The sequence below is a fragment of the Cellulomonas soli genome, assembly GCF_052036975.1.
GTDB classification, from domain to species: Bacteria; Actinomycetota; Actinomycetes; order Actinomycetales; family Cellulomonadaceae; genus Cellulomonas; species Cellulomonas soli_A.
Window position 1 is genome coordinate 1 of sequence record NZ_JBQIAR010000018.1, and the last position, 25,925, is coordinate 25,925.

A 25,925-nucleotide genomic window follows, 5' to 3' on the forward strand; every position below is an offset into this window, starting at 1 on the left:
CCTCGGGGGCGCTCGATCGGGGGTCCCGGAGGTACGCACGCCCGTTCACCTGGATGCTGCCTCCGCGCCGAAGGGGGCATCCGTCGCGCAGTCGACGCTGACTACCACCGAGACGAGCTGCAGCGACGCGGTGTCGAACAGCAGCCGCCCCGACCTCAGCGAGGATCACGCGGAACCGTCAGCGCATCCACGTTGCTCGCCTGGCTCGGGTGCGCCGACTGGCGGCTCGACGGGCTGAAGCATCGCGCTCCGGCACGATGTCCGACACGAGCACCCGACCGACGGCCCGACGCGCGTCCGGCTCCACCGGTAGCCGACGCTATCGTCGGTGCCGGGAGAGGGGCCTACGAGGCGGGGGAGACGGGGCGTGTCGAAGGAGCGCAAGAAGCCAGCCGGGACGATGCCCGGACGTGCGAATCACTGGGGCATCGTCGTGCGCCTGCGCGACGGGGGCGCCTACTACTACTACGAGGACCCGCGCATGAGGGCTTGGGACGGTGGTCCGCTGGAGGCTTGGGGTCGGCAGTCACAGGCACACCAGTTCACCTCTCGCGAGGCCGCTGAGTCGCTGGCGGCCCGGATGCAGACCAACTCCGCGGCGAAGGAGTACCTGGTCGTCCAACTGCCGAAGCGCTTGTAGCCTGCGCGGCGAGGTGCCGTCGGCTGCCGTGGTGACGGCCTCGAAACCAGGCCACTTCAGCGGCGCCCATCGTTCGGCGGCACCGCCGCCCGTCAGGCCTCTGGACTGCCCCGGCGCACCCGGAGACCTCTCCACGTGAGACCCCGTCACCTGCCCTTCGGGCGGCACGTCGGCGCTGTTCGATGCGACGGTGCGCATCCGGCCCGGTCAGGCCGACTCGCGCTCCACGAGGGCCGTCGGCAGGGTGATCGCGGCCGGTTCGCCGCCTTCGACCACCTCGAGCAGCAGGCGGACCATCTCCGAGGCGATCCGCTCGAACGGCTGCCGCAGGGTGGTCAGCGGTGGGTCGAGGGTGGCGGCCAGGCCGGAGTCGTCGAACCCGCCGACGGCGACGTCGTCCGGCACGCTCCGCCCGGACTCGCGCAGCACGGTGATCGCGCCGGAGGCCATGAGGTCGGAGGCGACGAACACGGCGTCCAGGTCTGGGCGGCGGTCGAGCAGCTCGCGCATGGCCGCGGCACCGCCGGCCCGCGTGTAGTCGCCGTGCGCAACGAGGGTCTCGTCGTAGGCGTCGCCCAGCTCGAGGCGGTAGCCGTCCAGGCGGTGCCGCCCACCGGGGGTGTCCATGGGCCCGGTGATGGTCGCGATGCGCGTGCGGCCCCGGTCCAGCAGGTAGCGGGTCATCTTGCGGGCCCCGCCGAGGTCGTCGGCGGCGACGAACCCGATGCGGTCCTCGAACCCGAGCGGGATGCCGCACGAGATCGTCGGGATGCCCGACTCGACCAGGCGTGCGAGCACCTGGCCGCCGGCGTGCGAGGAGATCGACAGGACGCCGTCGACGTGCCCGGCGGCGACGTACTCCAGCACCTGCTTCTGCTCGGCGGCGGTGCCCGCCACCATGAGCAGCAGCGGCATGCCACGGGCGGACAGCTCCTGGGCGGCGCCGCGCAGCAGGATCGAGAACGTGGGGTCCTCGAACAGCAGGTGCTGGGGTTCGGTGAGCAGGAACGCCACCGAGTTCGACCGGCCCGTCACCAGGCTGCGCGCGTGGACGTTCGTGGAGTAGCCAGTGCTGCGGATCGCCTCCTGCACGGCGACCAGCGCCTCGGGCGAGACCCAGTGGCCGCCGTTGAGCACCCGGGACACGGTGCCGCGGGACACGCCAGCGGCCGCCGCGACGTCACGGATCGTCGGGCGGCGGCGCGCGGGGCTCGGCGCAGGGGTGTGGTGGTCCATCACGGGCACTCTAGGGCTCATCGGGCCTGGTCACGCCTTGACCGCACCGGCGGCCAGGTCGACCTGCCAGTACCGCTGCAGCGTGAGGAACAGGGCGACGAGCGGCAGGATCGACAGCAGCGCCCCGGTGATGACCGCGGTGTACATGGCGGGCTGGGTGGCGCCCTGGTTGAGCAGACCGGACAGGCCCACCGTGATCGGGAACAGGCGGTCGTTGCCGAGCATGATGTACGGGAGCATGAAGTTGTTCCAGATGGCGACGAACTGGAACAGGAACACCGTCACCAGGCCCGGGATCATCATGGGTGTGGCGATCTGGGTGAAGATGCGCCACTCCTTGGCCCCGTCGGTGCGGGCGGCCTCGATGACGTCGTCGGGCACGGACGCCGCGGCGTAGATGCGCGCCAGGTAGATGCCGTAGGGGCTGATGATGCTGGGCAGCAGCACCGACCAGTACGTGTTGGTCAGGCCGACCTCGGCGAGCAGCAGGTACTGCGGGATCGCCAGGATCACGCCGGGCACCAGCACCCCGGCCAGGATGATGTTGAACGTGGCCTTCTTGCCGACGAACTGGAACTTCGCGAGGCCGTAGCCGGCCATCGCCGAGACGGTCACGGACAGCAGCCCGCCGACGCCGGCGTACAGCGCGGTGTTGGCCATCCAGCGCCAGAACAGCCCGCCGCGGTACGCCGACAGCTCCTGGATGTTCGACCACAGGTGCGTGGACGGCGCGAACGTGAACGTGGAGAACAGCTCGCCGGAGCTCTTGGTCGCGGCGATGAGCACCCACGCCACCGGCAGCAGGCAGTAGACCGCCCCGAGCAGCAGGACGCCGGTGGCCAGCGGCGAGCGACGCTCGGTGCGGAACCGCACGGTGGGCGTGAGGTCCGCCGGGCGGGCGGCCGGGCGGGTGAGGGTCGAGGCGGTCATGTCAGCTGTTCTCCTGGCTGAAGGCGCGCCGCTGCACGAGGCGCAGGAACCCGAACGAGAGGGCGAACGTGGCCACCGCGATGATCACCGAGGTCGCGGCGGCGGCGTACACGTCGTCGCGCACGAACGCGTCCCGGTAGACCTTCATCAGCGGGCTCCACGTGGTGGAGATGGTGTTGGTCAGGGGCCGCAGCGTCATCGGCTCGGCGAACACCTGCAGGGTCGCGATCATCGAGAACAGGAACGTGAGGATCAGCGACGGGGTGACGATCGGCACCTTGACCCGCCAGGCGACCTGCAGCTCGGAGGCGCCGTCGAGCCTGGCCGCCTCGTACAGCTCGGACGGGATGGCCTTGAGCGCGGTGTAGATGACGATCATGTTGAAGCCGACGCCGCCCCACAGGCCGATGTTGGCGATCGCGAAGATGACCAGCTGGGACGACAGGATCTGCGGGGCCTGCCAGCCGATCTTGTCGAACACGTAGTAGAACGGGCTGACCCGCGGCAGGTAGAGGAACCCCCACAGCAGCGAGGCGATCACGGCGGGCACCGCGTACGGCAGGAAGATCGACACCCGCGAGAAGCTCTTCGCGCCGGTGCGACGGGCGTCGAGCAGCAGTGCGAAGACGAGCGCCAGGCCGAGCATGGTGGGCACCAGCAGCAGCCCGTACAGGCCGACGCGGATCACCGAGTCGACGAAGTCGGGGTCACCGAGCGCGCGGGTGTAGTTGGACAGGCCCGCCCAGACCTCCTTCTTGGCCCCGGCGCCCAGACCCAGGCCGCTGACCTTCGTGGCACGCAGGCTCAGGTAGACCGCGTACGCGATCGGCAGGGCCAGGAACAGGGTGAACAGGGTCATGGCCGGCGCCAGGTACACGTACGGCGCGAAGCGGCCCGTGCGGCGGCGGTTGCGCGAGGCGGTGCGGGGGGCCCGCGCGGTCGCGACGGGCGGCGGGGCAACGGTGGTCACGTGGATCAGCTCCCAGGAGATGCGGGTCGAGCGAGGGGGACGGCCGGCCACCCGGCGGGGGGGGTACAGGGTGGCCGACCGTGGTCTCACTCCTTGACCGTGAAGCCCGAGTTCGTCAGGTCGTCGACGGTCGCGGTCTGCATGGCGGCCACGGCGTCGGTGAACATCGAGGCCGACCTCGCCTCGGCGGCCTTGCCGAACTCGTCGTTGTAGGCCGAGTAGGCCACGTTGACGTTCGGGCCGTACTGGAACGGCTGCACGGTCTGCGCGATCTCGCCGGCGATCGTGTAGAAGTCCGGCTGGTTGGAGAAGAACGCCGGCGGTTCGGCGAGCGCCTCGGCCTGGCCGGGGATGTCGGCCGGGTAGACCGAGCCCTTCTCGACGAGCAGGTTCACGCCCTCCTGCGAGGCGTTCATCCACTCGATGAACTGCGCGGCCTCGGCAGGGTGCTCCGACTGCGTGGTGACCGAGGTGGCCGAGCCGCCCCAGTTGCCGGTGGCCGGTGCGTCGGCGTCCCACTGCGGCATGGGCGCCATCTTCCACAGCCCGGCGGTGTCGGGGGCGTTGCCCTCGAGCACACCGGGGCCCCAGATGGCCGAGACCCAGGCGACCTGCGTGCCGTCGTTGAGCGCGGCGCCCCACTCCGGGGTGTACATCGGCTTGTTGTCGATGACGCCCTTCTCGACCAGGTCACCCCAGTACGCGGCGACCTTCTGCGTCGGGTCGGCGTCGATGTCGACGGTCCACGCCTCGCCGTCGATGCCCCACCACGAGGCACCGGCCTGCTGGGCGAGGCCGGTGAACCAGCCGGCGTCCTGCGCGGAGAACGTGCCGAGGTACTTGGTCGGGTCGGCGGTGTGCAGCTGCTCGGCGACCTGCGCGTACTCCTCCCACGTGGTGGGCACGGCCAGGCCGTACTGCTCGAAGATGTCGGCGCGGTAGTACAGCTCCATGGGGCCGGAGTCCTGCGGGACGCCGTAGACGGCCTCGGACCCGAGGGTCACGGCCTCCCACATGCCGTCGGAGTAGTGCGAGGCGGTGTCCTCGGAGAGCTCGCCGGACAGGTCCGCGAGCGCGTCGGAGGAGACGAGCGTGGGGATCTTCTGGTACTCCGCCTGCATGATGTCCGGCGCGCCGGAGCCTGCCTTGATGGCGGTGAGCAGCTTGGTGACGGCAGCGTCGCCGCCGTCCTGCTTGTTGACGGTCACCTGGATGTCCGGGTGCGACTCGTTCCACACCGCGGCGATCTCGTCCATGCCCGGCGCCCATGTCCAGAAGACCAGCTCGACCGGTCCGTCTGCGGCGGTGTCGTCCGTGCCCGGGGAGTCCGAGCCGGACGAGCACGCCGTCATGAGCAGTGTGGTGGCCGCGAGTGCTGCGGCGACCTTCAGGCCTGTGTGCAGGCGCATCTGACCTCCTCGTCAAGTCCCCCGCGTCCTCGCGGCGGACGGAGCGCGGCTGATCCGCGCTGCCTGTGCACGATCACAGTAGCGACACGGCCCGGCGGCTTGTCAACCGCCGACATCCTGGTGTTATCTGGTTGTTGTGCACGGTCCCAGGCTGTGACCGTGCACATTCTCAGCTCAGTGACTCGACGGAGTGTCATGCCCGACCAGCGCCCGGCCCCCCGCACGACCGCCCACCCCGCCGACCGCCCCGACCGGTGGCCCCTCGGACTCGACGGGCTCGCCTACGGCGGCGACTACAACCCCGAGCAGTGGCCCGAAGAGGTCTGGCACGAGGACGTCGCCCTCATGCGCGAGGCCGGTGTGAACCTGGTCAGCATCGGCATCTTCTCGTGGGCGCTGCTCGAGCCCCGCGAGGGCGAGTACGACTTCGGCTGGCTCGACCGGCTCATCGACCTGCTGCACGCGAACGGCATCCGCGTCGACCTGGGCACCCCCACCGCGTCCCCGCCCGCCTGGTTCTTCGCCGCCCACCCGCACACCCGGGTGGTCACCCGCGAGGGCACCGTGCTCGGCTTCGGCTCACGCGGCATGGCCTGCCCCAGCTCCCCCGAGTACCGGCAGGCCTGCGTGCGCATCACCACCGCCCTCGCGCAGCGGTACGGGCAGCACCCCGCCCTCGCCCTGTGGCACGTGCACAACGAGTACGGCGCACCCGTCTCCGACGACTACTCCCCCACGTCGGCCGCCGCGTTCCGGCTCTGGCTGCAGGACCGCTACGGCACCCTCGACGCGCTCAACACCGCGTGGGGCACCACGTTCTGGGGTCAGCGGTACGGGCAGTGGGATCACGTGCAGGTGCCCGCGCTCGCCCCCAGCGTCGTCAACCCCGCCCAACGGCTCGACTTCGCCCGGTTCACCGACCACGCGCTGCGTGCCTGCTTCCTGGCCGAGCGCGACGCCATCCGGGCGCACTCCGACGTGCCCGTCACCACCAACTTCATGGCCAACTCCTGCCCCTCGACCGACCTGTGGGCGTGGGGCCGGGTCGTCGACGTCGTCTCCAACGACCACTACCTGACCGCCGCCGACGAGCACGGGCACATCGGCCTGGCCATGGCCGCCGACCTGACCCGCTCCGTGGCCGACGGCAACCCCTGGATGCTCATGGAGCACTCCACCTCCGCCGTCAACTGGCAGCCGCGCAACGTGGCCAAACGCCCCGGCGAGATGGCCCGCAACGCGCTGCAGCACGTGGCCCGGGGCGCCGACGCCGTCCTGTTCTTCCAGTGGCGCGCCTCCCGCAGCGGCGCCGAGAAGTTCCACTCCGCGATGCTGCCGCACGCCGGCACCAGCTCACGCGTGTGGCGCGAGGTCACCGCCCTCGGCGCCGACCTCGGCCGGCTCGCCGAGCTGCGCGGCACCCGCGTGCGCGGCGACGTCGCCCTGCTGTGGGACTGGGAGTCGTTCTGGGCGCAGAGCCTCGAATGGCGCCCCTCGGTCGACGCCGACCACGCCGAACGCCTGCGCGCCTGGTACGAGCGGCTGTGGCTCGACGGGCTGACGGTCGACATGCGGCACCCCACCGACGACCTGTCCGGGTACCGGCTCGTCGTGGCACCCGCGTCCTACCTGCTCACCCTCGACGCCGCCGCCAACCTCGACCGGTACGTGGCCGACGGCGGCACGCTCGTCGTGTCGTACTTCTCGGCCGTCGTCGACGAGAACGACGCCGTGCACGCCGGTGGCTACGTCGCGCCGCTGCGCGAGACCCTCGGGCTCACCGTCGAGGAGTTCCTGCCCCTGCGCGCAGGCCACCAGGTGCACCTGACCTGGGCAGGGCAGACCAGCGACGACCCGGGCACGCTCGTCGGCGACGTGTGGGCCGACGACATCGCGCTCGAAGGCGCCCGGGTGATGTCCACCTACCTCGACGGCCCCGCCGCCGGACGCCCCGCGATCACCCGGCACACGCGCGGCACCGGCACCGGCTGGTACGTCTCCACCCGCCTGTCCGTCGAGGAGCTCGCACCCGTGCTCGGTGCCGCCTACCGCGACGCCGGGCTCACCGCCGCCGAGCACACCCCGCAGCTGGAGGTCGTGCGCCGCCACGGGACGACCGCCGACTACCTGGTGGCCGTCAACCACGCCGACGAACCGGCCGAGCTGGCCGCGCAGGGCGTCGAGCTGCTCACCGGCGCACCGGTGGACGGCACGCTGAAGGTCCCCGCCGGGGGCACCGCGGTCGTCCGACTGACCCCCGCGGCACACCCGACTCGCTGAGCGTGCCGTCCGGCCGCGTCCCTCCACGCGGCCGGACGACCCGTCAGCCGACCGGGGAGAAGTCCATCTGCTCCTCGACGACCGCCACGACCGACCAGGTCGTGCCGTCCGCATCGGCCAGCTCGTACGTCGGCACCAGCACGGTGGCGCCGTCCGGCAGCGTGGCCACCGCCACACCCAGCCGCGCCGACACCAACGTCACCTGCTGCACCGGCCAGGCGATCGGGTCGCCCGCCGCCGGCGTCGCCGGCACCGTGGGCTGATCCGTGGCCTCGTCCGCCATGCCCGACAGGGCACCGTCACGACCCATGGCCTCCGGCATCGTCGAGGACATCCCCTCGCGCGCCATGTACGGCATGACGCCGCTCGACGGGCCGAACCGCGGGTCCGCCAACCGCTCGACGGCCTCGACCGGGCTGATCACGTCGTACGTGCCCAGGTCCACGAGCGTGGCCAGCGGCAGGTACAGCGACTGCAGGCCGTCGGCCACGAGCGTCGCGCTGCCCGACACCGACGTGCGCTGACCGTCGACGACCTGCTGCACCGTCACGTACACCGCCTGCGGGTTGCCCGTGTCGGTCTGCAGGTCGTACTCCCAGCCGTCCGGGTCGACACCCAGGTCGGCCAGCACGTCCCTCACCTCGGCGACCGCCGCGTCACCCGTGGGCGCCGGGTCGCCGGACGGCACGCACTCCGCCGGCGCAGGCTCGACGGTCGACCCCTCGGCCTCGGCACCCTCGGACGTGGACGGCGTGTCCAGGGACGACGCGTAGCACTGCGCCCACGGGTCACGTGCCGGGTCGTAGTACGACATGTTCGCCAGACCGTCGGCCGACAGGGTCACGGTCGCGCCGGAGCCGTCGTTCGGACCCACCGTCCAGCTGCCGTACTCCTGCCGCGGCTCACCGGCCACGCCGAGCACCGCAGCCAGCCGGGCCGCGTTCTCCTGCGTCACCACGCTGACCGCGTCGAAGCCCCAGGCCTTGCCCTGGCCGCCCTCGTCCGACAGGCCCTCCTGCGTGAAGACCGTCCGGCCGCCGTACCACCAGCCCACGGTCGACTCCGCGGCCAGCTTCGACACGGCACCGCCCGCCGCCGCCTGGTCCGCCGCACCCACGGTGCCCTCGAGCGTGATCGCCGGCGCGGCGGCGTCCGCGAGGGAGGCCCCGCCCGCAGCGTCACCGGACGCACCGATGGCGTACCCGCCACCGCCGATGATCGCCACGCCGGCCACCGCCGCGGCGATCTGCAGCCACCGCGCCGGACGACGCGGGGCACCCAGCACCCGCACCTCGGCCAGCTCCTCGGGCTCGTCCACGCCCTCGTGCGCGACGGCGCCAGCCGTCACCAGCCCGGCACGGTCCCGGGCCGTGGCAGCCAGCCGGTCCAGGTCAGCCGTGGCACCGGCGGCCGGGTCCGCGGCACGCACACGGTCGAATGCCTCGTCGCGCGGCTCGGCCTGCGGCCCGGTGCCCTCGTCGGGCGTGCCCGACGGCGTCCTGTCGCTCATGGTGGTTCCTCCCGCGGGTCGCGTGGGGCCGTTCCGGCCGGTCCGCGTGCACGTGACCCTCTACCCGTCCTGTGTCCCGAGCGGCACGAGGCTTGCAGCGCACCGGCGCACAGCCCGGGTCGCCGACCGGCCCGCCGGTCAGGCGTCCAGCGCGGCCCAGACCTCGCGCAACCGCGCCCGCGCGCGGCTCAGCGCCGCATCCGCACCACCACGGCCCACACCGAGCACCTCGGCCAGTGCGGCACCGGTCAGCCCCTCCCACGCGTGCAGCAGCAGGACCTGCCGGTCCCGGGCGCTCAGGGCTGCGAGCGCGGCACGCACCTGGGCGTCCTCGACCACCAGCACCGCCGGGTCGGCGTCGTCGACCTCGTCGGGCACGTCACCCACCGGCACGGGCCGCCCCTTGCGTCGGTGGTTGGCCAGCACGAACCCGGCCGTGCGGTACAGCCACGGCAGCTCGGCGCCGTCCGGTACGTCGTCGCGGCGGCGCCACGCCACCGTGAGCACGTCCGCGGCCAGGTCCTCGGCCTCGTCCCGCCCGGAGGAACCCACGCGGCGCAGCAGGTAGCGGTGCACCGCGGTGCCGTGGGCACGGACCAGCGCGTCGAACCAGGCGGCGTCGTGCAGGCCGGGCCCGGTGGTCACGGAAGTGCCAACGGCCACGCGGATCTCCTGGGGTCGGTGCGGGCAGGCCGAAGGGGATCAGCCCCCTCCACCTGCCCTGTGTCGCCACCCGCGCGGATCTTGCACACGCGCCGCCACGACCTACAGACCCTCGGCCACCACCGACGTCACGTGCAGCCACGCGTCGCGGGTCCGCGGGTGCAGCTCGTCGAACCGGATCGGTCCACCGGCCACGAGGGCCGGGTCGTGCGGCACGTCGACCACGTCACGCGTCAGGGCGCCGAAGTGCGCGCGCAGCCGGTTGCGCAGCTCCTTGTCGACCTTCGCGTCGGGCGCCGACAGGACCGTCACGGCGCGACGCACCGCCTCGTCGTGGCCTGTGGCGCGCAGCGCGTCGATGGCCCACGCCGCCGACTGCGCGGTGTCCTCGCGGATCGTCGAGACGATCACCAGCTGGTCGGCCACGTCGATCGCGGCCTGCCAGTTCGAGGCGCGCATGTTGTTGCCCGTGTCGACCACGAGCACCCGGTAGAACCTCGACAGGATGCTGTGCAGCTCGGAGAACGACCGCGCGTCGAACAGGGCGGCCGATGCGGCGTCCTCGTCGGAGGCCAGCACGTCGAACTGCTCGGTCGGCTGGGTGCGCACGAACTGGTCGAGGTCACCGATGCGGACCGTGCCGCGGGCCGTCAACGACGGCAGGGCGTGCAGCAGGTCGACCGCGGTGCGCGTGTGGTCGGCGTGCGAGGACCGCCAGCCGAGCGTGCCGCGGGTCTCGTTGTTGTCCCACGCGAGCGTGTAGCCCCCGCGCTGCAGGCCGAACGTCGCAGCCAGCAGCATCGTGGCGGTCGTCTTGTGCGCGCCACCCTTCGGGTTGAGCACGACGATCGTGCGCGGCCCGTCGAGCGAGCGGCGCACCGAGGCGACCTCGCCGCGACGGCGACGCTCGGCCGGGCCCGGGTGGGGTGCCCACCGGCCGCCCGTCAGACGCCGGACCGTGCCGCGCCACCCCTCCTCGGCGGGGCCGTCCACCGCGGGGTGCCGGGTGGCCAGCAGGTCGTCGAGCGTGGGCAGGGCGAGCGAGCCGGACACGGGCGGGGCCTCCCGGCGTCCCGTGCCGGCGCCACCGGCCGTGCCGGCGCTCGGGGCCGTGGCGGCGGGTGCCACCGGCGCGGCCTGCGCGGCCGTGGCTGCGGACGTCGCGGACGCGGATGCCGTCGCCGCCGGGGAGGAGCCGGCGCGGCCCGACGCCGTCGACGTGGCGGGCGCCCCTGCACCGGGGCGCGAGGGGGCCGCCGCGGAACCGGGCACACGGACGCCCTCGGTCTCCAGGCCGACGCGGGGAGCCTCGTCGACGGTGCCGTCCGGGTGGATCAGCAGCGACCACAGGCCGTCCGAGTCGCGGATCTCGGCGGGCAGCGCATGGCCCGACGCCGCGGCCAGCTCCGCGATGCGTGCCGTCACCGCGGCACCCGCCTCGGCCAGGGAACCGGCCCGGACCTGCTGCACGACGCCGTCGACCGTGAGCTCGCCCGTGCCGTCGTCGCGCACCTCGGCACGGATCGTCGGGGTGCGACCGGCGGCCGTCACGGCCATGGTCACGGCGGCAACGGCACCCGTGCCGGTGGGCGCCTCCGGTGCACCCGCGGGTGTCGGGGGCTGCTCGCCCGTGCGCTCGGTCATCGGTGTCTCTCCTCGCTCCTGCGGCCGTGCACGCCAGGCGTGCACACGTCACGTGGCCCCGCACGACCGGCTCGGCCATCGCTGCTGGCAGCGGTGCAAGGCCATCGGCCGACTGTCGTCAGGGCGCGACCCCGAACCTACGCTGTGGCCCGCGGCCGTGCATGACAGGCGTGCGCGACACCCGTCATGAGACTCGTCACGCCGACGTCAGGCTCCGGGGTCCACCTCGAACCACACCGTCTTGCCGCCACCCTGGCGCGGCACCGTGCCCCACGTCTCCGCCAGCGCCTCGACGAGTGCGAGGCCCCGGCCGCTGGATGCCGAGGGTGCCGGGTGCCCGGCGACGGGCACGCCACCGCCGTCGTCGCTCACGGCGACGCGGATGCGGTGGGGGTCGACCGCGACGTCCACCCGCACCTGGCCGCTCTCCGGGCCGTGCACGACCGCGTTGGCCACGACCTCACCCGCCAGCAGCTCCACCACCTGGTTCGCCGACCCGCCGACACCCGCACCCGCCACGACCTGCATCACCCAGTGCCGGGCGGTGCGCGGCGCCGAACGTTCGGGACGCAGCACGAGGGCGTCCTCGACGAGCACAGCCCGCCGCAGCCTCGCCGCGCTCCTCAGGTCCCGAACCTCGCCCACGTCTCCAGGGTGCCTGACGCGCAGGGGTTCCGCTGGCCGGACAGCGCCCGACGACCGGGTGATGCTCGCCGCACCCGCGCGACCGGCCGGCACCGAGGACGTGTCGATCACCCGGGCACCGCGGTATCGGCGGTCCGGGCGGGTGCTCCTCCTGAGGTACCTCAGGCGGCACCTCAGGGCCTGCCGCTGCAGGGGCGCCACGCAGCACCCGTCGACCGACCGATCCGCACCCGGCCGCCTCACGACGAGCGTGGCACACGTCCGCACCGGACAGCAGTCATCGATCGGGGAGCACGCCATGAGCATGACCTGGGGACCCGCGCTGGACGCCGAGCTGGCGTACCGCCACGAGCGCGTCGTCACGCTGCTGCGGGGTGTCGGCCTGCCGCGCACGCAGGACGAGGCCAACCCGGAGCGGGCGTTCGCGCGCCGCTCCGCCCGTGCCGCCCACTCCGCCCGCTCAGCCCGAGGGGCAGCGGCACGGGGGTGGCTGCTGCGAGGATCGGGGGCATGGCACGTGGCCCGATGAGCGCACCGTTCGTCGCGCGCACCGCGCAGGTCGACCAGCTGCGCGGTGCGTGGCGGCGCGCGGGCGCCGGGGAGCCGACGGTCGTGCTGCTCGCCGCCGACGCCGGGGTCGGCAAGACCCGGCTGCTGCGGCACGTGGCCGAGCTGGCCGAGGCGGACGGCGCCCGCGTGGTGACCGCGCACTGCGTGGACCTGGGCGACGTGGGCCTGCCGTACCTGCCGTTCGTGGAGGCGCTGACCCGGCTGCGCGACCTCGACCCCGCCGCCGTCGACACGGTCGTGGCCAGCCGTCCCGCCCTCGCGCGCCTGCTCCCGGGGGCGAGCGGTGGGCCCGACGCACCGGCCGCTCCCCCGTCGTCCGCCGGCACACCCGCGCCCTCGCCTGACGAGCAGAGCAGCCGCATGCAGCTGTTCACCGCCGTGGCGGAGCTGCTCGGCGCGGTCGGGCACGCCGGCGCGCCCCTCGTGCTGGTGCTCGAGGACCTGCACTGGGCGGACCCCTCCAGCCGCGACCTGCTGCGCTTCGTCACCGCCCGGCTGCACACCGAGCACGTGCTCGTCGTGGCCAGCTACCGCACCGACGACCTGCACCGCCGGCACCCGTGGCGGCCCGTGGTCGCCGAACTGCTGCGCCACCCGCGGGTCGAGCGGATCGACCTGCCACCGTTCACCGACGACGAGGTCCGCGAGTTCGCGACCGCCGTCGCCGGCAGCCCGGTGCCGGAGGGCTGGGTCCGTCGCGTGATCGAGCGGTCGGAGGGCAACGCCTACTACGCGGAGGAGCTGCTGGAGTCCGGCCCCGACGACGACGGGCTGCCGTGGACCCTCGCCGACGTGCTGCGGACCCGACTCGAACAGCTCGACCCGAGTGTGCAGCGGCTGGCGCGGATCGCGTCGGTGGCCGGCCGCCGGGTCACCGAACCCCTGCTGCGCGCCGCGGTGGTCGCCAGCGCGGACCCGCTGCTGACCGGTCCGGGTGTCGTGGACGACGCGCTGCGCGAGGCCGTCGCGCGGCACGTGCTGGTGGTCGAGGACGAGTACATCGCCTTCCGCCACGCGCTGCTGGCCGAGGCGGTGGCCACCGACCTCCTGCCCGGCGAGGTCTCCTCGCTGCACCGGGCGTACCTGCGTGCGCTGCTCGACGACCCCGACCTCGGGCCGGCCTCCGTGCTGGCGCTGCACGCCCTGCGCGCGCCCGACCTGGCGCGGGCCCTGACCGCCTCCCTCGACGCGGCACGGACCGCGTTCGCTGTGCTGGCCCCCGCCGAGGCCTTGCACCACCTGGAGACGGCGCTGCGCCTGTGGGACGCCGTGCCCGACGCCGCGTCGCTCGCCGGACGCACACGCGTGGACGTGCTGGTCGACGCGGCCACCGCCGCGAGCCGAGCGGGGGCGTCCGAACGGGCCGGCAAGCACGCACGGACCGCCGTCGAGGAGTCCACCGACCCGATCGGCCGGGCCGTGCGGCGGACGGCACTGGCGCGCTACGTGCTGCTCGACGACCGCACGGACGAGGCGATGGCCGAGGCGTCACGTGCCCTGGCGGACCTGCCGCCGGAGCGGATCCGCGAGCGCGCCTGGGCGCTGGCCACGTTCGCCCGGGCCGCACTGACGGCCGACCGGGACGCCGAGGCCACCGCCAGCGCCACCGAGGCGGTCGAGCTGGCCCGTTCGGCGGGTGCCGCCGACGCCGAGTCCGACGCGCTGACGACGCTGGCGGCGTTGCTGGTCGACGATGCCGGGCACTCGGCCACGCTGCTCGACGAGGCACTGGCCCGCGCCCAGGACGCCTGCGACCTGGAGACCGAGCTGCGCACCCGGTACAACCTGGCCGGCAACCGTTTCTACGCCGGCGACCTGGAGGCGGCCCGCCGACTCACGGCCACCGGTCTGGCTCGCGCGGTCGAGACGGGCATGACCGGTGACCCGTACGCGGTGTCGCTGCGTGAGCTGGCCACCATCACGCGCTACATGCTCGGCGACCTGACCCCCGACCCCGACCGCCCGCCGGGCCCCGCGGGGCGTGCGGGCGACGACGGCGGTCTGCTCGACGTGCTCACCGCGGGTGCCCGCGCGGACGACCTGTACGCGGCGGTGGCCCGTGGCGACGCCGATGCCGTCGAACGCGGCCGTGCACTGGAGCCGATGTGGCAGCGCGACGGCTCGATCGCCCTGATCGGTGGCGGCACCACCATCGACGCGCTGACGTGGCGCGGGCGGGACGACGAGGCGGTCGAGCTGGCGCTGCGGCTCATCGAGCACCTCAACCAGCGGTGGAACGACTACTTCCTGGGTGGCATCTGGTTGGCCACGCTGGCGATCGGGGCGTCGGCCGATGCGGCGGCGGCCGAACGCCTGCTCGGCAAGGACGTGCAGGCACGCGTGGAGCAGGGCGACTGGTTGCTGGACCGTGCGGTCACCACGGCGCAGCGCGGCCGCCCGCGCGGCGGGCGGCTCGGGCCCGAGGGGCGCGCCTGGCTGCTGCGCGCGCACGCCGAGCACGCCCGCCTGCACGGGCGGCCGGACCCTGAGCGGTGGGCGGCGGCCACGGAGGCCTTCGCCTACGGGTACCGGTACGAGGAGGCCCGCACCCGGTGGCGCTGGGCGGAGGCGCTGCTGGAGTCCGGCGACCGCACCGCCGCCACGGAGCAGGCGGCCCGCGCCCTGTCCGAGGCGGAGGCGATGGGGGCCGTGCCGCTGGCCGGTGCCGTGCGTGACCTGGCCCGGCGTGGCCGGCTGGACCTGCCCGGTGTGCGCACCGACGGGCCCGACGTGCTGACGGCCCGTGAGGCCGAGGTGCTCGCGCTGGTCGCCCAGGGGCTCTCGAACCGCCAGATCGGCGAGTCGCTGTTCATCTCGGGCAAGACCGTGTCGGTGCACGTGTCGAACCTGCTGGCCAAGCTCGGCGTCTCGGGGCGGACGGAGGCGGTGACCGTCGCGCACCAGCGGGGGCTGCTCGGCCGTTGAGGGGTTGCGGTCTGTGCCCGGTTGCCGGCGCCCGGTTGCCGGTGCGGAGCGCACGCCTACGGTGAAGGGCATGCCACCCTCGACCACACCGGCCGTCGAGCTGGACGTGCGCGGGCGCACCGTGCGTGTCTCGTCGCCCGACAAGGTGCTGTTCCCCGCCCAGGGCCTGACCAAGCTGGACGTCGTCGAGTACGTCCTGGCGGTCGGCGACGGCCTGCTGGGCGCGCTGCTGAAGCGGCCGACGACGCTGGAACGCTGGCCCAAGGGCGTGTTCGAGGGTGCGCGGCTGTCGACCCGGCAGGACTCCACCGGCGACGCGTTCTTCCAGAAGCGGGTGCCCACGGGCGCCCCGGAGTGGGTCCGCACGGCGCGCATCGCGTTCCCGTCGGGTCGCACCGCCGACGAGGTCGCGCCCTCCGAGCTGGCCGTGGTGGTGTGGGCGACGAACCTGGGCACGCTGACCTTCCACCCGTGGCCGGTGACCAGCGCGGACGTCGAACGGCCCGACCAGCTGCGGATCGACCTGGACCCGCAGCCCGGCACGGACTACGCGGACGCCGCGCGCGTCGCCCCGCACCTGCGCGAGCTGCTCGCCGAGGTGGGCCTGACAGGTGTGCCGAAGACGTCAGGAGGTCGCGGGCTGCACGTGTTCGTGCCGATCGAGCCGCGGTGGACGTTCGTCGAGGCCCGCCGCGCCACGATCGCCCTGGGCCGTGAGCTCGAACGCCGGCTGCCGCAGCAGGTCACGATGGCGTGGTGGAAGGAGGAGCGCGGCGCGAAGATCTTCGTCGACTACAACCAGATGGCCCGCGACCGCACCATCGCCTCTGCGTACTCGATCCGCCCGAACGCCCGCGCGACGGTGTCGACGCCGCTGCGCTGGGACGAGGTCGCCGAGGTCCGGCCCGACGACTTCGACGTGACGACGGTCCCGGCCCGGTTCGCGCAGGTCGGCGACCTGTTCGCCGACCTGGTGGCGGGCGCACCCGGTCGCCAGTCGCTCGAGCCGCTGCTGGAGCTGGCCGCGCGCGACGAGCGCGACCACGGGCACGGCGACCTGCCCTACCCGCCGGAGTACCCGAAGATGCCCGGCGAGCCACCGCGTGTGCAGCCCAGCCGGGCCCGCCACCACGAGGAACCTGCCGGCCCGGCGAGCTGACGGCAGGTCAGCCCCGGTACTCGTAGTGCCAGTACTCCGGGTTGGACCCGCCCTGCCGCGCCCACGACGGCGACACCCAGCCGTACGACGGCCCGTTCGCGACCAGCCACCGGCGCTGCACCGTGTCCCAGCCGTACTCGCACGGCCGCTCGGGCACGTCGAGTGCCAGCCCGGTGCCGTGCGAGGACGTGCCCGGGACGGCGGCGATCGACCCGAGCGCCTCACGCATGGCGACCTGCGTGGCGTAGTCCCGGTACGTGAGGTCGACGTCGAGGTGGTGGCCGAACGCGGCCAGGAACGCCCCGTCGAGCCGTTCGAGCGCGGCGGCCGCAGCGGTCGCCAGGTAGAACGGCGTGCCGTGCTCGTCAACGGTCCACGACAGCGCGGACAGCGCCGAGGCGGGCAGCCTGCCGTTGGAGCCGTCACCACCCTCGCTGGGCACCGAGGTGTAGAACGCCGGCCCGGTGTACGTCGTGGTGCAGGAGCCCGCTGCCCCCGAGCCACCCGTCGAGGTGCCTGTGGTCGGCTCGTCGGTCGCCGAGGCCTGCGCGCGCGCCGCGGCGGCGGTCTGCTCGGCCTGCCAGGCGGTGTGCGCGGCGGTCACGGCCGCCTCGGCCGCCTGCACCGACCCGACCTGCGCCTGCACCGCCACCACCGAGGCACCCGGCACCTGTGCGGCCGCGAGGGTGTCCGCGAGCGCCTGCCGCACGGTGTCGTCGCCCACCTGCCCCTCGGTGGCGACCAGGACCGCCTGCGCCTGGTCGACCGCCGCGGTCAGGTCCTGCTGCGCCTGCGCGAGCGTGCGGGCCGCCCGGCTGCGGGACGCCGCGGCCTCGTGCTGCACACGCCAGTCGTCGGCGGCGGCGTCCGCGGTGGCCTGCTGCTGCGCGCGCTGCACCGCCTGCGCCCGTGCCGTGTCGGCCGCCTGCACCCGCCACGCCCACAGCGTGGCCGTCCCGGCCAGCGCGACCACCAGCACGAGCACCGCCACGAGCAGCGGTGCGGCCCGCCGCCGCGGGCGCGGGGGCGAGGCGTGGTGCGGGGCGGATCGGCGGATGGGACGCTCCGGTGGGGTCGAGGCGTACGTGTCGACACGCGTGGGCGAGGCGCCTTGACGCGACTCCCAGAGTAGGGCGGTCGGCGCGGGCGGGCGCACCGGGCCGCCTGCCGGGCACCGCCCGACACCGCCCGACACCGCCAACCGGATGATTCGGTGCGCTCGGGCTCAATCGGTCGGCCTGACGCGTCGACACCCTCGGTATGGCAGTCGACGTCGGTCCGGGGAACGTCCACGCGGGTGCTGCGACGCCCGTGCAGCACCGCCCGGGGGCGGGTGCCGATCCGGTCGCGGGAGACCGCCCGTTGACGGCCGAGGAGTCCGCCCACCTGGACCGGTTGCGCCACGACCTGGCCGCCAGCGGTGTCGACGTGCACGACCCGCACGCGCTCGGTGCGCTGTCCGACTCCTCGTGGGAGGCGTGGGCGCAGTCCGGCGGCGCCGGCGACCCCCGCCCGCTGGTGCGCGCCCTGGGCGTCGGTCTGGGTGACGTGCTGGCCACCTCGACGGGTGCCTCGTGGATGCTGCGGACCACCGACGGTGTCGCGACCCCGGTGGTGATGACCTCGACCTGGTGCGTCGCCCCCCTCGAGGAGGTCAGCGTCCGCTGGCGCGCCGGTGAGCGCGGCTGGGCGTACGGGTGGGTGGAGCGCACGATCGCGCACCTGACGGGCACCCGTTCGCGGCACGCCGGTCAGCAGCCGCAGGTGCCCTCGCCGGCCCGGTCGGGCGAGGAGCAGGGCGCCGCGCACCGTCCGCGCACACCCGACGAGCTGCCCTCGCACCCCTCGGCCGCCGTGCAGGACCTGGCCCTGCGGGCACTGGCGCAGGCAGTGGAGGACGTCGTACCGGCCGGCGGGCCGCTGGCGCCGTTCGCGATGGTCGACGACGGCACGCAGGTGGGCATCCGCCGGTTCACCGAGCCGGGGCTCGCCCGCGGCTGGGTCCGTGCGACGGGGGCGCTGCGCGCGGCGATCGCCTGGCAGGGGCGTCTGAACGAGCCGGCCGACCCGCGGGACGGCAACGGGCGGGACGCGGTGTTCGTCGAGGCGTGCGACAGCGGGCGGCCGGGGTTCGTCGTCGCCCACCGGTACGCCTCGGTGCCCGGGGTCTCCCGGATCGTGGGCACGCCGGAGATCGTGGGAACCTGCGAACCGCTGCTGTGACCTGCGGGCGGGTGTGCGGGTGCGTCAGCCGCGTGCCCGCGCCACGGGGTACCAGCGGGCGCCGTAGCGCCGGGTGAACCGCGGCTCCGTGGTCTCCGCCAGCTCGTCGGCCCGGGCGAGCACCGCCCACGCGACCCGTCGGGCGGCCGCGTCGTCGTCGCCCGTGAACCGCACCGTCACGCGCGCCTGGCCGCGCACCACGGCCAGGTCGCTGGCCTCGACCACCCCGTGACCACCGGCCACGTCGACCAGCTCGGGCAGCAGGTCCGGGGCCGCGGTGCCCGGGCGCAGCAGGCCCACGGCGAGACTCACCCGGTACGACGGCACCCGCGCACGGTACGCGACCCGACCCCTGGCCGAAGGTCCCAGGCCCCGCGTGCCTGGTGAGGTGATCCTGAGTCGGAGCCCGCACCGCTGCGGGATGCCGTCCGTCTCGGAGCATCACCCATGGCCGTCCAGCCGCTTCCCGCCCCCGTCGACCGCACCGTGCTCGACCTGGACGAGGTGCTCGGTGACGTGCAGACCGGCGAGGCGGAGCGTGCGGGGTGCTGCGGGGCGTGCGCGTGCGACGAGCAGGAGGAAGACCCGGTCCTGGACCTGCGGGCGATCTCCTGGGGTGTGCGCGAGTCTGCGGCGCTGGCGGTGTTCGGGTCGGTGCCGAGCGGCGGGTCGCTGATCGTGATCGCCCCGGAGGACCCCGTCGAGCTGCTGCACCAGCTGGGCGACGAGGCGCACGGCGAGCTGGAGGTCGAGTACCTGCAGGACACCCCGGGGGCCTGGCGGCTGCGCGTGACGCGCGGCTTCCGCCTCTTCAGCTGACGAGGCGTCGGGCGGGGCGTCGGCGCTCAGGCGAACCGCGCGCGGAACTCCTCGGCGATCTGCTGCGCCTGCCGCTGGACGAGCCCGCGGTAGGACTCGTGCAGCTGCTGCACACGCGCGAGTGACGCGTCACCCTCGCACGCCGCCTTCCAGGCCTTCTTGGCGTCGCGGATGTCGGCGTCGGTGATGTCGATCCGCCAGTCGGTCCCCGGCGCGTCGATCCTCTGCTCGTCCACGGGAAGAGTCTCCCGCGCCGGAGGGGTGCAAGGCCCTTCGTCCCTGTTTTTTCGCCCGCTCCTTCACTCACTCGGGCGTCGGACCGGCCGATGTTTCACCCCCTCGTGAGCGGCTCGAGCACGACGTGCAACGTGTGCCGCGCGGCGGGCACCCGGTAGGCGGGCAGCACGCCCTGGCCGCAGGACGCCGTGCCGACCCCGCTGACGGCGGCGTCGATCGACACGTAGGTCGCCTCGGCCTCGGCCAGCTCGTGGTCGTGCGCGGTGGCGGCGACCGTCCGGCGGTCCCACGGGCGCGCGGTGAGCCACAGCCCGGCGCCGCGCACCCGCAGCCCCCCGTCCGCCGTGATGACGGTCGCGTCGTCGATGCGCCGGGCCCCGTGCTCCTGCGGGCGGACGGTCCGGACCGCGAACGTGTCCCGGTCGGCGGTGAAGGTGCCGTAGCGGGCCCCCTGCCCCGTGTCGGGGTACTGCGGTCCGGGGCCGAACCCGGTCCAGCGCACCTGCTCCGTGGGTGCCCCGAGCGCCAGGTCGACGCCGACGCGCGCCCAGTCGCACGGCCACTGCCCGTACGGGACCAGCGTCAGGTCGAGCGCCACCGCGTGCCCGTCGGACGTCCAGCGCCACGTGCACTCCACCCCGGAGTCGAGCACGGGCGGCGCGACACGGGTGCGAACCACCACGGACTGCCCCTCGGTGGCCACCGACACGAGCCGGCTGCGCAGGTCGTCGAGCCGGGCCGACTGCCACCGCTGCGCGTGGGGCGGCAGACCCGGTTCGTCCCACCCGGTGCCACGGTCGTTCTCCGTCGGGGCGCGCCACAGCCCGACAGCCACGTCGTGCAGCGCCACGTCGCCGAGCCGCACGGGCATGCCGGTGCGGGCGTCGAGCTCGAGCGAACCGACGTGCACGGACGTGCCGCGGTCGAGCGGGGCGGCCGGGGGGCCGCTGAGCCCCGCCGGTGCACGGGCCACGACCCGCTGCGCCCAGGCCACCTCGTGACCCGCCGGGCAGCCGGGCGTGGCCTGCCGGGTGCGGGCGCTGACGGTGACGGTCCGCCCGGACAGGTCCGGAAGCGCCAGCGGCACCACCGCCCGCTCATCCGGGGGGACGTCCGGGAGCACGATCGTGCGGTCGTCGGAGCCTCCGTCGACCCCCTCGTCGCCTGCGCCGTGCGGCGCACCGTCGGCCGACCACGTGAGCACCAGGTGGTCCAGGGCGATGCCGTGGTACCGGTTGGTGACCGTGAGCGTCGACAGGTCGTCGGCGAGCGCCAGCCCCACGGGCGACCACACGGCCGCCAGGTCCGCCAGCGCCGGCCCGGGCGTCCGGTCGGCGTGCACCAGGCCGTCGACGACGAAGCTGCCGTCGTGGACGGCCTCGCCGAAGTCCCCGCCGTACAGCTGGCGTCGACCGGACCCGCCGGGCAGGGCTCCACCGTCGAGCGCGTGCTCGACCCACTCCCACACGAACCCGCCGGCCAGCCGGGGGTGCGCGTGGAACAGGTCCTGGTACTCGCTCAGCCCGCCAGGCCCGTTGCCCATGGCGTGCGCGTACTCGCACTGCAGGAACGGCAGCTCGCGGCGGTGGCGGCGCACCGGGTCGGGGAACGCGGCGGCCGGCGGTTCGGCGGCGATCGCGGCGACCTCGTCGGTGCTGGCGTACATGCGCGAGTACACGTCGACGTACGTGGAGTCCCAGTCACCCTCGTAGTGCACGAGCCGGTCGGGGTCGCGCCGCTTGGTCCAGCGGGCGATCGCCTCGAGGTTGCTGCCCGTGCCGGACTCGTTGCCCAGCGACCACATGAGCACCGCGCAGTGGTTCTTGTCGCGCTCCAGGGTGCGGCGCATCCGGTCGGCGTACGCGGGGAACCAGCGCGGGTCGTCGCTCGGGTTGCCCCGCCAGTCGACGAGCGCGAAACCGTGCGTCTCCAGGTCGTTCTCGAGGATCACGTAGAAGCCCAGCTCGTCGGCCAGCTCGAGCAGGTCGGCGCGCGGCGGGTAGTGCGACGTGCGGATCGCGTTGACGTGGTGCTGCTTCATCAGCTCCAGCTCGGCGCGCACCGTCTGCGGCGGCAGCACCCGGCCGTGCACGGGGTGGTGCTCGTGCCGGTTCACACCGCGCAGCAGCAGCGGTCGTCCGTTGAGCATCAGGGTGGCGTCCTCGACGTGCACGGTGCGGAACCCGATCCGCAGGTGCACGGTCTCACCGTCGGCCGTGAGCGTGGCGTCGTGCAGCACGGGCGTCTCCGCGGACCACGGCTGCACGGACGCCACGCGGTGCGCGGTGTCGACGGCGACGTCCACCAGGCCGAGCGCGGGCACGGACAGCAGCGCGGGGCCGTCGGCGCCGTCCTCACGCTCGACGTCGACCTGCAGCGTGCCCGAACCGTCATGGTGGTCGTACGAGGCGTGCACGAACACGTCCCGGACGCCACCGGCCGGGCGGGCCAGCAGCGTGACGCTGCGGAACACCCCGGGCAGCCACCACATGTCCTGGTCCTCGAGGTAGCTCGCGGCGGACCACTGCGCCACGCGCACCGCCAGCACGTTCTCGCCCGCACGCAGCACACCCGTGGTGGCGAACTCGTGCGTGAGCCGGCTGCCCCGCGTGGTGCCCAGCTCGACGCCGTTGAGCCACACGGTCGCGGCGTTGTCCACGCCCTCGAACCGCAGCACGGTCGGGTGGTCCAGCAGTGCGGGGTCGGCGGTGAGCACCAGCCGGTGGTCCGCGACCGGGTTCTCGTCGGGCGGGAACGGCGGGTCGATCGGGAACGGGTACTGCAGGTTGCTGTACGCCGGGGTGCCGTGGCCCTCGAGCACCCAGTGCGAGGGCACGGGGATCGGCGACCAGGCGACCCCGCCGTCGACCGGGGAGTCCGTGAGCCACGACTCGTCCTCGGGGACGTGCCGAACCGAGGGCCACACGCGAACCTGCCACGTGCCGTCCAGCAGCTGCACGGGGGCGTCGGTGCGCAGGTGCGCGCGCGGCGGCACGCTGCCGTGCCCGGGCAACGGTGAGGCCAGGTCCGCCAGCAGCTGCCGGACGACGCTCATCGTGCACCGCCGGCGGCGGTGCGGTCGGCGAGGGGCAGGGCGGGCAGCACGGGCACGATGAGCTCCGGGACGTGGCGGGCGAGCGCTCGGCGAGCGACCGCATCAGTCCGGGCGGGTGCGGCGGCGCACCGCCCGGACGCGCCCACGGTACCGAGCCGGGCCCCGCTGTCCGCACCGGTTCGCGTGACTCGCCGTGATTTCGTCCAACGATGTACTGCCCGGGCCCGTCAGCTGCGCAGGACCCGCCGACCGACCGCCTTCGCGGCCTCGTTCAGCAGGAACACCACGGCACCGCCCAGGACCGCCAGGCCCCAGTCACGCCACCCGATGGGTGCCGAGCCGAACCAGTCGTGCATGAACGGCGCGTACGTGAACACCAGCTGCAGCACCAGGAGCGCCGCGGCGGCGACCCACACCAGGCGGTTGCCGACCAGCACGCGCCACGTCAGGCTCGTCGACCCCAGCAGCCGGCAGCTGAACAGGTAGCCGAGCTGGGCCGCGGCGAGCACGGTGACCGCCGCGGTCTGCGCGGTGGCGTCCGGTGCACCGAGCTGGTCCTTCTCGACGAGGAACACCACCAGGGTGGCCGTGCCGATCGCGACGGACGCGAACAGGATCAGCAGCAACGAGCGCGGGGAGACCACGTGCTCGTCGGGGGCGCGAGGCGGGCGACGCATGATGTCCGGCTCGGCCGGCTCACCCGACAGCGCGAGCGACAGCGTGACCGCGGTGACCAGGTTGACCCACAGGATCTGCACCGGCGTCAACGGCAACGTCAGCCCGAGCAGCACGGCCACCAGGATCACCAGCGACTGCGCCCCGTTGGTGGGCAGCAGGAACGCCACCGACTTGCGGATGTTGTCGTAGATGCGGCGCCCCTCCTCGACCGCCTGCTCGATCGTCGCGAAGTCGTCGTCGGCCAGGACGATGTCGGCGGCCTCCTTGGTGGCCTCGGTGCCCTTGATTCCCATGGCGATGCCGACGTCCGCACGGGTCAGGGCGGGGGCGTCGTTGACGCCGTCGCCGGTCATCGCCACGACCTCGCCGTGCGACTGCAACGCCCGCACGATGCGGATCTTGTGCTCGGGCGAGGTCCGCGCGTACACGTCGACGTCCCGCACGCAGGCGCGCAGCTCGTCGTCGCTCATCGCCTCCAGCTGGGAACCGGTGACCACCTCGGGCGCACCGGCCTGCCGCAGCTGCCCCGGCCCGACGATGCCGAGCTCCTTCGCGATGGCCAGGGCGGTGCCCGCATGGTCACCGGTGATCATCTTCACGCGGATGCCTGCCCGGTGGCAGTCCGTGATCGCCGCCACCGCCTCGGGACGCGGCGGGTCGAGGATGCCGAACAGCCCGAGCAGCTCCAGGCCCTCCCCCACCGTGTCGTCCGTCAGCGCGTCCTCGTCCGCGGCGGCCCGACGTGCCGCGGCCAGCACGCGCAGGCCCTGCCCGCCGAGCAGGTCGATCGCCGCCTCCCACCGGTCGATGTCGACCGGTGCGGGCCCGTGGTCCGTGCGCTGCGTGGTGCACCGGTCCAGCAACCGGTCGGGTGCGCCGAGCACGTGCACCGTGCGGGTGCCGTCGGGCAGCGCGTCGAGCGTGGCGGCGAACTTCGTCGACGACTCGAACGGCACGTGCGCGAGCCGCTGCGCCTCGGCCACGTACCCGACCTTCTCGGCGAGCACCACCACGGCACCCTCCGTCGGCTGGCCCACGATCTGCCAGCGCCCCTCCACGCGGGTCAGCCGCGCGTCGTTGCAGTACACGCCCGCGGCGACCAGCGCCCGCAGGTCCGCCCGGTCGGTCGAAGAGTGCCCGTCGGCGTGGGCGTCGACGCCCACGCACGCGTCGGTACGCCCCTGCGCCCCCCGCGCACGGACCTCGCCGGTCGGCTCGTACCCCAGGCCGTCCACGTCGTAGACCGTCTCCGGGGTGATCACGGTGCGCACGGTCATCTCGTTGCGCGTCAACGTCCCCGTCTTGTCCGAGCAGATCGTGGTGACCGACCCCAGGGCCTCGACGGAGGTGAGCCGCCGTGTGATCGCGTTCCGGCGGGCCATCTGCTGCACGCCCAGGGCCAGCGTGATCGTGACCAGCGCGGGCAACCCCTCGGGCACCGCGGCCACCGCGAACCCGATCGCCGCCGAGATCAGCTCGGCGCCCTCGAAGCCGTGCACGAGCCGCCCGATGACCAGCATCACGACCGCCATCACCAGGATCAGCAGACTCAGCTGCGAACCCAGCCGTGCGAGCTGACGTGTCAGCGGGGTGTCCAACGGGTCCACCTCGGCCACCAGCTGCTGGATGCGGCCGATCTCCGTGCCGCCCCCGGTGGCCGTGACCACCCCGGTCCCGCGCCCGGACGTGACGATCGTGCCGGAGAACAGCATCGACGACCGGTCCCCCACCCCCGCGTCCGGCCCGACGGCCTCGACGTCCTTGCCGGCGGGCACCGACTCACCCGTCAGCGCCGCCTCGTCGACCTGCAACGTCGTGGTCTCCAGCAGCCGCACGTCCGCCGGCACCCGGTCGCCGGACCGCACCCGCACCACGTCACCGGGCACCAGGTCGTCGGCTGCCACCACGTGCCACGCCCCGTCGCGCCGCACCTGCGCATCCAACGACAGCATCGTGGCGATCCCCGCCAGGGCCTTGTCCGCCCGGCCCTCCTGCACGAACCCGACGACAGCGTTCGCCACGGCCACCGCCACGATCACCGCGAAGTCGACCCAGTCGCCCAGGACCGCCTTGAGCACCGCCGCGGCCAGCAGGATGTAGATCAGGACGTCCTGGAAGTGCCGCAGGAAGCGCAGCACCGGATGGGTCCGCGGCGGCTCGGGCAACCGGTTGGGCCCCACCTGCGCCAACCGGCGTGACGCCTCCGCACCGGTGAGCCCCTCGGCGGACGCCGACAGCGCGTCCAGCACCACGTCGGGGGGCTGCGCGAACGGCGCGGACCCGTGTGCCTCGGTGACGGCCATGCGCACTCCGATCGGCGTCCGGACGCGAA

The 25,925-nt window shown here is 74.0% G+C and carries 20 protein-coding genes; 7 read left to right on the forward strand and 13 right to left on the reverse strand.

Annotated features, from left to right (window positions below; genetic code table 11):
• Positions 1–367 precede the first annotated feature (367 nt).
• The gene (locus ACTHAM_RS15885; protein ID WP_440689213.1) at positions 368–640 is read left to right on the forward strand and encodes a hypothetical protein; all 273 of its coding nucleotides are present in this window, start codon (positions 368–370) and stop codon (positions 638–640) included.
• A 207-nt stretch (positions 641–847) separates the two neighbouring features.
• On the opposite strand, the gene ACTHAM_RS15890 is transcribed toward ACTHAM_RS15885, so the two are convergent.
• The 4 genes from ACTHAM_RS15890 to ACTHAM_RS15905 form a co-directional block, all read right to left on the reverse strand.
• Entirely contained in the window at positions 848–1,876 is a 1,029-nt protein-coding gene (locus tag ACTHAM_RS15890; protein ID WP_440689215.1) for a LacI family DNA-binding transcriptional regulator, read from the reverse strand.
• A gap of 30 nt (positions 1,877–1,906) precedes the next feature.
• Positions 1,907–2,806 (reverse strand): carbohydrate ABC transporter permease, encoded by a 900-nt coding sequence (locus tag ACTHAM_RS15895; protein ID WP_440689217.1) that lies wholly within the window; start codon positions 2,804–2,806, stop codon positions 1,907–1,909.
• A gap of 1 nt (position 2,807) precedes the next feature.
• A complete protein-coding gene (locus ACTHAM_RS15900) occupies positions 2,808–3,776 on the reverse strand; it encodes a carbohydrate ABC transporter permease (RefSeq protein WP_440689219.1) in 969 nt (322 codons plus the stop codon).
• Positions 3,777–3,862: 86 nt separating this feature from the next.
• Complete coding sequence (locus tag ACTHAM_RS15905) at positions 3,863–5,185, reverse strand: ABC transporter substrate-binding protein (protein ID WP_440689221.1); 1,323 nt, start codon at positions 5,183–5,185, stop codon at positions 3,863–3,865.
• Positions 5,186–5,380: 195 nt separating this feature from the next.
• Here ACTHAM_RS15905 and ACTHAM_RS15910 point away from each other — a divergent pair, with 195 nt between their 5' ends.
• Positions 5,381–7,465: a beta-galactosidase gene (locus ACTHAM_RS15910; protein WP_440689223.1), complete on the forward strand. Its 2,085-nt coding sequence runs from the start codon at positions 5,381–5,383 to the stop codon at positions 7,463–7,465.
• A 43-nt stretch (positions 7,466–7,508) separates the two neighbouring features.
• Here ACTHAM_RS15910 and ACTHAM_RS15915 read toward each other — a convergent pair whose 3' ends face one another.
• The 4 genes from ACTHAM_RS15915 to ACTHAM_RS15930 form a co-directional block, all read right to left on the reverse strand.
• A complete protein-coding gene (locus ACTHAM_RS15915; RefSeq protein WP_440689225.1) occupies positions 7,509–8,975 on the reverse strand; it encodes a hypothetical protein in 1,467 nt (488 codons plus the stop codon).
• A 138-nt stretch (positions 8,976–9,113) separates the two neighbouring features.
• Positions 9,114–9,638 (reverse strand): RNA polymerase sigma factor, encoded by a 525-nt coding sequence (locus ACTHAM_RS15920; protein WP_440689227.1) that lies wholly within the window; start codon positions 9,636–9,638, stop codon positions 9,114–9,116.
• A gap of 102 nt (positions 9,639–9,740) precedes the next feature.
• The gene (locus tag ACTHAM_RS15925) at positions 9,741–11,282 is read right to left on the reverse strand and encodes a MinD/ParA family ATP-binding protein (protein ID WP_440689229.1); all 1,542 of its coding nucleotides are present in this window, start codon (positions 11,280–11,282) and stop codon (positions 9,741–9,743) included.
• Between the two features lie 207 nt (positions 11,283–11,489).
• Positions 11,490–11,927 (reverse strand): ATP-binding protein, encoded by a 438-nt coding sequence (locus tag ACTHAM_RS15930; protein ID WP_440689231.1) that lies wholly within the window; start codon positions 11,925–11,927, stop codon positions 11,490–11,492.
• Between the two features lie 298 nt (positions 11,928–12,225).
• Here ACTHAM_RS15930 and ACTHAM_RS15935 point away from each other — a divergent pair, with 298 nt between their 5' ends.
• The 3 genes from ACTHAM_RS15935 to ligD all read left to right on the forward strand — a co-directional run bounded on the left by ACTHAM_RS15935 (position 12,226) and on the right by ligD (position 16,581).
• Positions 12,226–12,456, forward strand: coding sequence for a hypothetical protein (locus ACTHAM_RS15935; protein ID WP_440689233.1), 231 nt, complete (start codon positions 12,226–12,228; stop codon positions 12,454–12,456).
• Positions 12,453–15,422: a helix-turn-helix transcriptional regulator gene (locus ACTHAM_RS15940; RefSeq protein WP_440689235.1), complete on the forward strand. Its 2,970-nt coding sequence runs from the start codon at positions 12,453–12,455 to the stop codon at positions 15,420–15,422. The genes ACTHAM_RS15935 and ACTHAM_RS15940 overlap by 4 nt, the downstream gene beginning before the upstream one ends.
• Positions 15,423–15,492: 70 nt before the next feature.
• The gene (gene ligD / locus ACTHAM_RS15945) at positions 15,493–16,581 is read left to right on the forward strand and encodes a non-homologous end-joining DNA ligase (protein WP_440689237.1); all 1,089 of its coding nucleotides are present in this window, start codon (positions 15,493–15,495) and stop codon (positions 16,579–16,581) included.
• Positions 16,582–16,588: 7 nt separating this feature from the next.
• Here the strand turns inward: ligD and ACTHAM_RS15950 are convergent, their stop codons facing one another.
• Positions 16,589–17,566 carry a M15 family metallopeptidase gene (locus ACTHAM_RS15950; protein WP_440689239.1) on the reverse strand — a complete coding sequence of 326 codons (978 nt, stop codon included), beginning with the start codon at positions 17,564–17,566 and terminating at the stop codon, positions 16,589–16,591.
• 275 nt (positions 17,567–17,841) lie between these two features.
• Between ACTHAM_RS15950 and ACTHAM_RS15955 the strand changes: the two genes are divergently transcribed.
• Positions 17,842–18,804: a hypothetical protein gene (locus ACTHAM_RS15955; protein WP_440689241.1), complete on the forward strand. Its 963-nt coding sequence runs from the start codon at positions 17,842–17,844 to the stop codon at positions 18,802–18,804.
• Positions 18,805–18,828: 24 nt separating this feature from the next.
• On the opposite strand, the gene ACTHAM_RS15960 is transcribed toward ACTHAM_RS15955, so the two are convergent.
• Complete coding sequence (locus tag ACTHAM_RS15960) at positions 18,829–19,131, reverse strand: hypothetical protein (protein WP_440689243.1); 303 nt, start codon at positions 19,129–19,131, stop codon at positions 18,829–18,831.
• 120 nt (positions 19,132–19,251) lie between these two features.
• On the opposite strand from ACTHAM_RS15960, the gene ACTHAM_RS15965 reads away from it, so the two are divergent.
• A complete protein-coding gene (locus tag ACTHAM_RS15965; RefSeq protein WP_440689245.1) occupies positions 19,252–19,623 on the forward strand; it encodes a DUF2249 domain-containing protein in 372 nt (123 codons plus the stop codon).
• A 26-nt stretch (positions 19,624–19,649) separates the two neighbouring features.
• Here the strand turns inward: ACTHAM_RS15965 and ACTHAM_RS15970 are convergent, their stop codons facing one another.
• From ACTHAM_RS15970 to ACTHAM_RS15980, 3 genes are all read right to left on the reverse strand, one after another.
• A complete protein-coding gene (locus ACTHAM_RS15970; protein ID WP_440689247.1) occupies positions 19,650–19,859 on the reverse strand; it encodes a hypothetical protein in 210 nt (69 codons plus the stop codon).
• Between the two features lie 95 nt (positions 19,860–19,954).
• Positions 19,955–22,915, reverse strand: a complete 2,961-nt coding sequence (locus ACTHAM_RS15975; protein ID WP_440689249.1) for a glycoside hydrolase family 2 TIM barrel-domain containing protein — start codon at positions 22,913–22,915, stop codon at positions 19,955–19,957.
• Between the two features lie 227 nt (positions 22,916–23,142).
• Positions 23,143–25,896: a cation-translocating P-type ATPase gene (locus ACTHAM_RS15980; protein ID WP_440689251.1), complete on the reverse strand. Its 2,754-nt coding sequence runs from the start codon at positions 25,894–25,896 to the stop codon at positions 23,143–23,145.
• Positions 25,897–25,925 lie beyond the last annotated feature (29 nt).